Here is a 10362-nt window from a genome sequence, read left to right on the forward strand (position 1 = left end):
GGGTGCTGAGCAAAGAGCCACAAAACAGCGATGCATTGTCGATGATGGCGTTGATTGCGTATGAGAAAGGCGATTTTAAAGAAGCCACAACAGCCTGGCAGTTATTACTGAAGCAACTGCCGCAAGACGACCCGAGATATGAGGCTGTGCAACAGAGGTTGCAGGAACTTGGTGCCGATGTTCAGGTTGCCGGCCGGCATATCACTGTGCAATTGTATGTTGCACCAGAATTGAAACAGGCCAACCCCGACGCCAGTTTATTTTTGTTTGCCCGCGCAACGCAAGGCGCTGCCTTGCCTTTAGCTGTGCAGCGCATCCCGCTGCCTGAAGGGAACATCGAACTGCAACTGACTGAGCAAATGGCAATGCAACCAGGCTGGAGTCTGGCTAATGCTGATCAGATTGAAGTGGTTGCGCGTATGTCTTTATCAGGTACAGTTGAGCAACGTCCGGGAGATATTCAGGCTGTGTCGGATGTATTAAGCTTCACCGAGCCCGGCTTAACCATTTCCTTAACCCTGGAGCCATGATATGTCTTCTGTTCCGTTAAAATCATCTTTGCTTCTGGCTGCCATGTTGCTGGCAGGTTGCGCGGCCAAGCCGGCAACGACACAAGCGGGTGCGACCGACAGTACCAACGCACAATATACAGACAGCCGGGATCCGCTGGAAACGATTAACCGGCCGTTGTGGGATTTTAACTACGATATTCTTGATAAATATTTGCTGCGCCCCGCCACTGTAGGCTATATGACAGTGGTACCCAAACCGGCCCGCAAAGGTTTGGTTAATGCCGCGAATAACCTTAGTGAACCAGCCAGTTTTATAAACGGTACTTTACAGGCAAAACCTGATAGTGCCGCAATCAGTGCCGGGCGGTTTCTGGTTAACAGCACTTTAGGCTTGTTTGGTTTGTTTGATGTCGCAACCAAGATTGGGCTGGTGCAGCGTGAAGAAGACTTCAGCCAGACGCTGGCTGTCTGGGGCGTAGGCGATGGCGCTTTTCTGATGTTGCCTGCACTGGGGCCGAGCACAGTACGCGACACTACAGGCGGAGTAGTTGATAATCTGTATTTTCCTTTAGCATTGCTTAATACGCCACTGACGTTAACCCGCGCAGCGATAGGTGCACTCGATGCACGTGAACAACTCATGTCGATGGAAAATTTACTGGAAGAATCACTGGATCCTTATGCGTTTGTCAAAGAATCATATTTCCAGCGTCAGCAGTTCAAAATATACGATGGCAACCCGCCAAAAGCGCCAGAGCCGGAAGTGGATGAAGCCGCTTTGGACGATCTGCTGGACGACTTAGAGTAAATTCGCAAACCGGGTCAGGCGCTAACCCTAATCATTTAAGCAGAATCGGTTTGCCCTAAGCCAACCGTCTCAGCCCCGGAAGGGCTGAGAGGAGGCCCCATGGATGGGTTTACGACGTGTTGGTGTGGGCAAACCGATGGCAGCTGAAACGTAAACTGGCCGGCATTAGACCAAGCCCGGTTTAACGTTTAAAGCCTATCCTGAAACCGCCCCAATGCCGGCCATTGACATAAATGGGCACCGATAAATCATGCAGGATCTCGCCGGTGTCGCGCTTATAGGTCTGTAGCAACATGCTCTGGGTATGATTGCCGCAGCGGCTGCCGGTACGGTCATTAAAAATGCGTTTGGTGCGGTTTTGCAGCAAGTCTTTTTCGTAGTTGCCGCTAAGTGGCTGGCTGAATTTTCTGTTATGGGTAGGGAAGTAGCCCTTACGGTCAACCGCGCCGGCATACAGAATATTGGTATGACGGGCTAATATCGGCTCCTGAATATCGGGCAGATGTTTGTCGGTAAAACTGTCATACCCTGTATGATATTTGGTTGGATTAGTCCCATCTATTGGCTGATATTTTTCAGCAAATACGGCATCGCCGCTTAGCTGACCGCTGGTGATAGCGCTGGCAAACAGGGCGCCGATTTGCTCTGCAGCCTGCATTGCCTCCGCCAGGATCGGGCTAAAGAAGCTGTGGCTGCTCAGTGTGCTCAGTTCACGGTAGACACTTTCGGTTTCTTCAGACAGTTCAATAGCCTGCTGCGCAACAGACTGACCCTTAGCACCGATATTCTGCAGTGCTTTGCTGATACTAACAACAGACCCGGCCAATTCTTCACTGGTGTGTTGTAAGTCAGCGCTGACTTGTTCGATGTGGCCCAGCGAGCGTGAAGAAGCTCCTATCTGATTATTAATGTCGGTAAAGCCTGCGGCAACCTGCTGTAACTCATGTTGCACCTGCTCGCCAGCTTGCTGTAGCTGGCCCATCTGGCCAGCAGTTTGCTGGCTTTGCTGACGGATATTGGCCAGCATAGCCGCGATATCCTTGGTTGCCGCCGCAGTTTTGCCTGCTAGCGCCCGTACCTCCTCTGCCACAACGGCAAATCCACGGCCTTGCTCGCCAGCCCTGGCAGCCTCTATCGCCGCGTTCAGCGCCAGCAGGTTGGTTTGCTCCGCCACGGTATTAATCACTTCCGTAATACGCTGAATGTCATCGCTGCTGCTACGCAAACGTGCCAGCTGCTCTGCGGCATCCCGGACGTCTGTAACCAGTGCAGCAATGTTCGTGACGCCGTTTGCCAGTAACAGATCCGCCTGTTGTGAAGCCGTTGCAGTGTTTTGTAAGGTTTTACCAATACTTTGTAGTGAGGTTGTCAGGTCGGTACCGCTACTGGCCAGGCGGTTGCTGACAGCGGCGATATTGTCACTGTCTGTGCTGCTTTGCCGGATATCTTTAATCAGACTGTCAATGTAAAACGACACTTCAGCAGCACCTATTGCCATGTTTGAGGTAGCTTCGGTGATATTGTCAGCCGTTTTGGCCAGGGCTTCGCCTTTGTCATTCGTTGGCTGCTGCTCAGGTTTGGCTGGCCAGTACAAGTAGATGAGCAGTAGTAGCGCAGTAGTCAGAACGGAGATTAAAGCGGAGCTGCTAACGCTAAATACCGCAAACTGTACAAGTGCAAGCAGTAACACAAACAACGCTGGTTTAAGTTTATTATTTAGCATAAGTATCTCTTGGCAATACAAATTAGTGATAACTGTAGCGTGTTTTTCAGTGTTGGTACTTTGGCTTGTACTGTCAATCACTGTTTAAGAAGGGCCGACTAAAGTCTATACAGATAAAAAAATAAAAATATAACCCCTTGTTCTAAGTTCCGGCGTCAAAAGAAGGAACAGCAAAAAAAATGGGGAAACCAAATGTTATTAATACAGCAATCTGCCATTGATAATTTGCAATAGACAGCAAAGCTGAACGTTATCAGCAGTATCTTGCCTCAAACCAGCATAGCGAGGCGCTTCATCGCCAGATAGGTTTGTTACGCCAGGAGCCGAAGCAGTGGAGTATTACTGTGTGCAATGATTTGTTTTTAACAATAGCACCACAGTTAATGGCACAACTTGATATACCAAGGCAAATGCAAACCCGGCTTGAGCAACCACAATGGGTAGAGTTTATCCGCAATCATCAGGGGCAGCTGGTTGCTATCAGGCCTGCATCAGAAGCACTGATTTGTCCGCACAGTTAAGGCTGCTATTGCGCTTGCCGGATGCTGATATTGTTTTGCTGGCGCCAGCTTGGCATCAGGGAATAAAGTTCATACAATGCCAGTGAGCTGGGCAATAGGTGCTGGCACTAACAACGGATAATAATAACGAGTGAAACCGTTTTTCATTGCAGTATTCGGCTGTTTACTCAGCGCTGTAACATACGCAGAGACAGATATCCTGCCACAGGGCAATGATACGCTGGGAGCTTTGGTTGCAGATTTTGATCAATACTATGGCGCCAAACTGAAAGAGCATAATATTCCGGGGGGCGCTTATGCTATTGTTCAAGGCAATAAAATTATTGCCACCGCTGGGTTTGGTGTTCGTCAGCAAGGACACACCGAGCCGGTTGATCCCTATACCGTTTTTCGCATCGCATCCGTATCAAAAACTTTTGCCGGTGGGTTAACCAGTATTCTGGCGGCAGAGGGCCATTTTAACTGGGACGACAAACTGGTTGATTACATCCCCAGTTTCTCATTTAAAAGCAAAAAATATAATAGCCAGCTGAAACTGAAGCATTTGTTATCACAAAGCACCGGTGTTATGCCTAATGCGTATGATAACCTTATCGAAGCCGATGTACCGTTAGAACGGATTTTACCGCAGTTCAGCAAAATAGACCCTTTATGTCCGCCGGGCCAGTGTTATGGCTATCAAAATGTACTGTTTAGCCTGATTGATCAGGTGATCCAGAAGTCCACTGGTAAAACCTATGCTGAACAGTTGCAGGAACGCATCATTACCCCACTGCAGTTACCAACAGCATCGGTTGGTCTGGATGGCTTTTTCAGTACTGAAAACCGTGCTATGCCGCATGTACGGGCCAGAGGACGATGGTACCCGACGAGAGTGGCCGAAAGTTATTATCATTTCAGCCCGGCGGCAGGCGTTAATGCCAGTGCGATAGATTTAGGTTATTGGTTAATTGCTCAGCTTGGGCATAACCCGGCCGTATTGTCTGACGAGTTACTGGCCAGTATTACTGCAAAACAGGTTAAAACCCGGCGTGATTTACGCCGTAAAGAGTGGCGGCGCTACTTAACGGATGCCCACTATGCGATGGGATGGCGGGTTTATCAGTTCGGGCAGGATGAGCTGATTTACCATGGTGGTTGGGTGCAGGGATTTCGTGCAGAAATTGCTTACTCGCGCGAGCATCAGCTTGGCCTGGTTATGCTGATGAATGCTGAATCTAATTTGATTAATGAGCTGGGTACTTATTTCTGGTCTGGTGTATTAACCGCTATCCACCAGCAACGCCGGGAGCAAAAAGCCATAGCGCAGGCTCAGTGAATACGAATGCAGCTTAGTCCCTGAAGGTTTAAAGCAGGCTATTATTGGTAGCGTATACCAATAAGAACAGCAAACCGACGGGTACCTGATATGCAATTTCACTTCAATCTCAAGCGCTGGTTTTACCCGGCGTTGTTTGTCGCAGGTATGTTATCGCTCAACGCCTGCAGCAGCCCTAAGCCATCAGTCACAGCAAACAATATTAACCCTTACCAACCACAACCTTATGTGCAGTTGTCCCATCCCGAGTGGAGCAAAAACGCCGCTGTTTATCAGATCAATATTCGTCAGTTTACTGCGCAGGGTACGTTTTCGGCAGCAGCAGAGCAGCTGAACCGGCTAAAAGATCTGGGCGTTAAAATACTCTGGCTGATGCCGGTGCAGCCCATTGGCGAGCTCAACCGTAAAGGGACTTTAGGTAGCCCGTATTCAGTCAGGGACTACTACGGCGTGAACAGCGAGTTTGGTACTGCAGATGATCTGAAAGCTTTTATTGCTAAAGCGCATCAGCTTGGTCTGTACGTGATTCTAGACTGGGTGGCTAACCACACAGCCTGGGATAATGTGCTGGTTAAGCAGCATCCGGAATGGTACCTGCGTGACTGGAAGGGCGACTTTCGGCCAACGCCCTGGTGGGACTGGGACGACATTATTGAACTGGATTACAGTAATAGTGATTTACGCCGTTACATGACCGGTGCAATGAAATACTGGGTACAGGAGTTTGGTGTTGATGGTTTTCGCTGTGACGTGGCAGGTTTTGTGCCGCTGGATTTTTGGGAACAAGCCAGAAAAGAGCTTGTTAGCATAAAACCGGTGTTTATGCTGGCCGAATTTGAAGGCCGGGATTTTCATGCCAAAGCTTTTGATATGACATATGGCTGGACGTGGCACCAAGCCTTGCATGATATCGTCATTGGCCATGCTGATGTAAACAAGCTACGGGTGTATTACTCGTGGAACGAAAAATATTATCCGCAAAACATCATGCGTATGCTTGGCGTCAGTAACCATGATCAAAATGCCTGGGAAGGCACAGAGTTTGAGATGTTTGGTGACGCATTGCACGCCGCTATGGCGCTGTCTGTGGTAGGTGAGGGCATGCCGATGATCTATAACGGCCAGGAGGCAGGTAACGACAGGCGGCTGGCGTTTTTTGAGCGTGACCCTATCATTTGGCGAGAACATGAAAATGGTAAGCTATATAAGAAGTTACTGGCACTGAAGCGTGATAATACGGCGCTGTGGAATGCTGATTGGGGCGCCAGAATGTTGCCGGTGCATAACAATCAACCAGCGCAGATCTTAAGCTTCGTGCGGCAAAACACTAAAGATAAAGTGTTCGCCGTATTTAATTTCAGCGACACACCGCAACATGTCTGCTTTAAACAGCATCTGCACCATGGCAGTTACACAGACTATCTAAGCGGTGAAACGGTACAATTTACAGAGGGCAGTACATTAAAACTGGCCGCGTGGGATTACCGTATTTATGTGCAACCTCAGGCTTTTTGATACACATCGAGCAAAAAGTCTACGCTGATGTCGGGCAGAGTAGCCGCAAACTGCTGCTTCTGCTCGGCGCTGAATTTCCAGGCCAGCGGCACCATTTGTATCAGGGCCGACACATCGTCGGCTTTTTCAAAGCGCAGTGTAAACTGCAGGCGCTGGCGGGTCAGGTGAGTCAGCATTGGTATTTCTGCTATCGCATCACTGTGTAGCTGAACTTCATCATATACAGCCTGTTTAATTTCCAGCAGGTGCTGCGGGCCCGGGCTTACGGTAATTAAGTACCCCTGCGGTTTTAGTAGCCGCTGCAGTTCTTCCGGTTTAGAGGGCGCATAAATGCGCACTATTGCAGCAAAGCTGTTATCGGCAAAGGGCAGCTGATACGCGCTGGCGACACTGAACTGAATATCGCTGTTAGCTTTGGCGGCAAATTTCACCGCTGCTTTGGAAATATCCACCCCAAAGATTAGCGTGTCGGGTAAAGCACGCTTTAACTGCGCTGTGTAATAGCCCTCACCGCAACCTAAATCAAGCAGCGTGTCCGGCGCTAGTTTTGCAATGGTATCTGAGACTGCCTGTGCCAGTGGCGCATACCAGCCAGCCTGTAAAAAAGCCCGCCTGGCTTGCATCATTTCTTTATTATCGCCAGGGTCTTTGGAGTTTTTATGCTGCACAGGTAACAGATTAACGTAGCCTTCTCGGGCAACATCAAAACTGTGGCGGTTAGCACACTGATATTGCTTAACACTCAGATGTAACGGCTGCTGGCACAATGGGCACAGGTACATAGAAAAATCCGGCCAGAAAAAAGGCCGACAGTGTAGCAGCACAGCAGTGTTTTCGGCAAAGGCTTGCTATACTGGCGGCATCGCAAATTTTTCAGTAATGCTGACGCAGGTTAGCAGGCCGGTTAGAACCTGTTGCGCACAGCCAAAGAGTGTCTGAGTGAACGCGTAAGCGTGAGCGAGTTGCTTTGGCGAGCACAACAGCGTTGTAACGCAAGGCCTGCGATTACGCTTAGTTTGAATCGGAGCCTTAATGCAGGAATTAGAGTTGTGGACGCTGGACGAGTTATGTGACCACGCGTTTGATATTTTCGAAGAACTGGCAGCAGAAAATCTGTCTGCCGAAGATTACACCTTGTATCAGCAGCATTATGAAAGCCGCGGTTACGTTGACCTGGCAATACCTGGTGAAGACTGGGTTGAGATGATGATGCAAGACTTAGAGCCTGAGCTGCACTATGAAGCACAAATAGGCCTGACCGGTGAAAATGGTGATGCAGATATCGTGCTGGCACGCATTCTGTTAAGCCGGGAAAAGTATGAGTCACTGTGTCATGCCCAATGGCGCGGTCAATAGTAAAGTGTGGCGTGGGCAATAAAAGGGAATAAAAAAAGGTCTGCAATGCAGACCTTTTTCAGTATTAACGTTTAGTGCACGCCATGCATACGCTTTTTCAGCCAGGGGCTGATAAGCAACATAAATACACCGACACCCACACCAACATAGAACAGGAAGCTGAACAGCTCAGTATAAGCTGCAAGTGCTTCGCTGACATTCGTTACTTCACCAGCGTGCGTATCAATAGCGGCCAGTTTAGCAAGTTGTGTTGCCAGCAGTTCTGAGTAAGCAGTGGCCAGGAACCAGCTACCCATCATTACGCCCACTACTTTTGGCACTGCCAGTTTGGTCACCGCTGATAAGCCAACCGGTGATAAGCACAGCTCGCCCATAGTGTGCAGCGCATAAGCCAGAATTAACCACCAGGCAGCAACATAACCGGCTTCATTCGGGTGCGTCGCGCCATAGACCAGCGCGCCAAAACCTAAACCGGCCTGAATAATACCCAGCGCAAATTTAACCGGCGTGCTTGGCTCGAGTTTGCGTTTGGCTAACGCAATCCATAACCAGGCAAATAATGGCGCCAACGTAATAATAAAGAACGCATTTAATGAACCAAACTGACCAGCAGTGGCTTCATAGCCAAACACGGTGCGATCTAAAACCCGGTCTGCGTACAGCGTCATTGACGATGCTGATTGCTCAAACAATGCCCAGAACACCACTGTAGACATGGTCAAAATAATCAGCACGATCATCCGGTCGCGTTCTTCTTTATTACATTGAGTGGTAATAAACCAGATAATGCCAACCAGAACGATAAATGACATACCAAGCAGAGTACTGTGTACTACAGGGTTGTATTGTACCAGCTGCCACATGACAACCAGTGCTGGTATAGTCGCCAGATAAATTAACCATTCTTTATTGATACCGGCGAAGACTTTTTCTTTTAACAGCGCCGGGTTCGCCGGTTCTGCATAGCCAAACAGGTATTTCTGACCAGTTAAAAATACGATTAAGCCCAGCACCATACCAATACCGGCTAAACCAAAGCCATAACCCCAGCCGTATGTTTCGCCCAGATAGGTTACCGATAAAGTCGCTATAAAAGAGCCCAGGTTTATGCCCATATAGAAAATGGTAAAACCAGAGTCGCGACGGGCATCTTCTTTGCCGTATAACTGACCCACTATGGTGGAAATATTAGGCTTTAAAAAGCCTACACCCATAATGATCAGTGCCAGCGAGAAGTAAAATACCTGAATAGCACCGGTATCCTGCACCACCACACCGTTTTCGACGTATGCCTGAAAACCTTCATAAGCCAGGCCCAGGTGCCCCATACAGAGCAGGATAGCGCCGAAGGTTACGGCTTTGCGCATACCCAGGTAGCGGTCAGCCAGCATGCCGCCTATTACGGGCATGGCATACACTAAGCCGGCATAGCTACCCAGTACATCCAGGCCACCGGCATCGCTGAACAGGTGATACTTTGTTAAATACAGTAACAGCAGATACTTCATGCCGTAGAACGAAAAGCGCTCCCACATTTCGGTGAGAAAGCACACATAAAGCCCGACCGGATGGCCGAGAAATTGCGGCTGATTGGCCGGAGCCGCCGCAACAGTGCTTGAATCAGTCATGGAATCCCCAGTTTTATTAGAATTATCGGCTTCGTTTATATACAGGAAGCTGACCGGATTATGCAGATGTTCGTCTGTGTTGTCATCACCAGTACGAAAGCGATGGGACAAAAAGGGTAAAAAACGCGGTTTTACCGCTGTTTTAGTGCTTCTTCCGGGTAAAGCTGAGAGCGGATCCGGCTAAAATCTTTGCGGCACAGAGCAAAAGTCACCGGCCTGGTCAGCAGCGGATATACCACCAGCAGCAGTAATGCATAACCTGCGATTAACCAGCCATCAGCACGCGCTATTAACAAAAACAACGGTACCAGGATCAGTAATTTCAGCAAATTGAGAGAGATTTTGGTTGGCACCGGCAAATTGTCAGCGGCTTTGCGGATAACGGCCATGCGCTGGGAAAAGCTCAGGCCGGACAGTTCGGGAATATTTCTGCTGTTCAGATATAACATAAACGGGTCCTTATTTTGCAGCGGCTAGTTTAGCGGTTCTCTCTATCGCTTTAAAAGCGCTTTTGGTAAGCTTTACGCCATTGCTGCAACAAGGATCTGTGATGATTAAAGTTCTTAGTGTATTTGGCACCCGGCCAGAGGCGATAAAAATGGCGCCGCTGGTAAACCTGCTGAAACAGCAGGCAGATATCGATAGCCGGGTATGTGTCACCGGTCAGCACCGGGAAATGCTGGATCAGGTATTGCAGTTATTTGACATTGAGCCCGAGTATGACTTGGCTATTATGAAAGCCGGGCAGGATTTGTATGATGTTACTACCAGCATATTGTTAAATATCAAAGCTGTGCTGCGTGACTTTAAACCCGATGTTGTGCTGGTGCACGGCGATACCAGCACCACTTTTGCCGCGGCACTAGCGTGTTACTACGAGAAAATTGCCGTTGGCCATGTTGAAGCGGGTTTACGCACCGGCAATATCTACAGCCCCTGGCCGGAAGAGGCCAACCGCAAGCTGACAGGCGCTATTACCCG

At 49.1% G+C, this 10362-nt stretch carries 11 protein-coding genes; 7 read left to right on the plus strand and 4 right to left on the minus strand.

Annotation, left to right across the window (positions count from 1 at the left end):
- Positions 1 to 530 (plus strand): tetratricopeptide repeat protein (locus tag VIN66_RS13925; RefSeq protein WP_331924543.1); only part of this gene is annotated, 530 nt, incomplete at its 5' end.
- A 1-nt stretch (position 531) separates the two neighbouring features.
- Positions 532 to 1320 (plus strand): VacJ family lipoprotein, encoded by a 789-nt coding sequence (locus VIN66_RS13930; RefSeq protein WP_331924544.1) that lies wholly within the window; start codon positions 532 to 534, stop codon positions 1318 to 1320.
- 181 nt (positions 1321 to 1501) lie between these two features.
- Here VIN66_RS13930 and VIN66_RS13935 read toward each other — a convergent pair whose 3' ends face one another.
- Complete coding sequence (locus VIN66_RS13935; RefSeq protein ID WP_331924545.1) at positions 1502 to 3043, minus strand: methyl-accepting chemotaxis protein; 1542 nt, start codon at positions 3041 to 3043, stop codon at positions 1502 to 1504.
- Positions 3044 to 3387: 344 nt separating this feature from the next.
- On the opposite strand from VIN66_RS13935, the gene VIN66_RS13940 reads away from it, so the two are divergent.
- The 3 genes from VIN66_RS13940 (at position 3388) to VIN66_RS13950 (ending at position 6397) form a co-directional block, all read left to right on the plus strand.
- Positions 3388 to 3564 (plus strand): hypothetical protein, encoded by a 177-nt coding sequence (locus tag VIN66_RS13940; RefSeq protein WP_331924546.1) that lies wholly within the window; start codon positions 3388 to 3390, stop codon positions 3562 to 3564.
- 130 nt (positions 3565 to 3694) lie between these two features.
- Positions 3695 to 4882 (plus strand): serine hydrolase domain-containing protein, encoded by a 1188-nt coding sequence (locus VIN66_RS13945; protein ID WP_331924547.1) that lies wholly within the window; start codon positions 3695 to 3697, stop codon positions 4880 to 4882.
- Between the two features lie 90 nt (positions 4883 to 4972).
- Positions 4973 to 6397, plus strand: coding sequence for an alpha-amylase family glycosyl hydrolase (locus VIN66_RS13950; protein WP_331924548.1), 1425 nt, complete (start codon positions 4973 to 4975; stop codon positions 6395 to 6397).
- Here VIN66_RS13950 and rlmA read toward each other — a convergent pair.
- Positions 6385 to 7179, minus strand: coding sequence for a 23S rRNA (guanine(745)-N(1))-methyltransferase (gene rlmA / locus VIN66_RS13955; protein ID WP_331924549.1), 795 nt, complete (start codon positions 7177 to 7179; stop codon positions 6385 to 6387). The two genes, VIN66_RS13950 and rlmA, sit on opposite strands and share 13 nt — an antisense overlap.
- Positions 7180 to 7429: 250 nt before the next feature.
- Between rlmA and VIN66_RS13960 the strand changes: the two genes are divergently transcribed.
- Positions 7430 to 7753, plus strand: a complete 324-nt coding sequence (locus VIN66_RS13960; RefSeq protein ID WP_134053865.1) for a DUF440 family protein — start codon at positions 7430 to 7432, stop codon at positions 7751 to 7753.
- A gap of 71 nt (positions 7754 to 7824) precedes the next feature.
- On the opposite strand, the gene VIN66_RS13965 is transcribed toward VIN66_RS13960, so the two are convergent.
- Both VIN66_RS13965 and VIN66_RS13970 read right to left on the minus strand, forming a co-directional pair.
- A complete protein-coding gene (locus VIN66_RS13965; RefSeq protein WP_331924550.1) occupies positions 7825 to 9381 on the minus strand; it encodes an oligopeptide:H+ symporter in 1557 nt (518 codons plus the stop codon).
- Positions 9382 to 9512: 131 nt separating this feature from the next.
- Positions 9513 to 9830, minus strand: coding sequence for a DUF6170 family protein (locus VIN66_RS13970; RefSeq protein ID WP_331924551.1), 318 nt, complete (start codon positions 9828 to 9830; stop codon positions 9513 to 9515).
- A 101-nt stretch (positions 9831 to 9931) separates the two neighbouring features.
- Here VIN66_RS13970 and wecB point away from each other — a divergent pair.
- Positions 9932 to 10362, plus strand: a 431-nt coding sequence (wecB, locus tag VIN66_RS13975; protein WP_331924552.1) for a non-hydrolyzing UDP-N-acetylglucosamine 2-epimerase, incomplete at its 3' end; no start/stop codon positions are given.

The organism is Rheinheimera sp., from assembly GCF_036568245.1.
In the GTDB taxonomy this organism is placed as follows: Bacteria; Pseudomonadota; Gammaproteobacteria; order Enterobacterales; family Alteromonadaceae; genus Alishewanella.

Coding starts and splice junctions, on each gene's coding strand:
- VIN66_RS13930 (WP_331924544.1), top strand. CDS start 532: ATGTCTTCTGTTCCGTTAAAATCATCTTTGCTTCTGGCTGCCATGTTG.
- VIN66_RS13935 (WP_331924545.1), bottom strand. CDS start 3,043: ATGCTAAATAATAAACTTAAACCAGCGTTGTTTGTGTTACTGCTTGCA.
- VIN66_RS13950 (WP_331924548.1), top strand. CDS start 4,973: ATGCAATTTCACTTCAATCTCAAGCGCTGGTTTTACCCGGCGTTGTTT.
- rlmA (WP_331924549.1), bottom strand. CDS start 7,179: ATGTACCTGTGCCCATTGTGCCAGCAGCCGTTACATCTGAGTGTTAAG.
- VIN66_RS13960 (WP_134053865.1), top strand. CDS start 7,430: ATGCAGGAATTAGAGTTGTGGACGCTGGACGAGTTATGTGACCACGCG.
- VIN66_RS13965 (WP_331924550.1), bottom strand. CDS start 9,381: ATGACTGATTCAAGCACTGTTGCGGCGGCTCCGGCCAATCAGCCGCAA.
- VIN66_RS13970 (WP_331924551.1), bottom strand. CDS start 9,830: ATGTTATATCTGAACAGCAGAAATATTCCCGAACTGTCCGGCCTGAGC.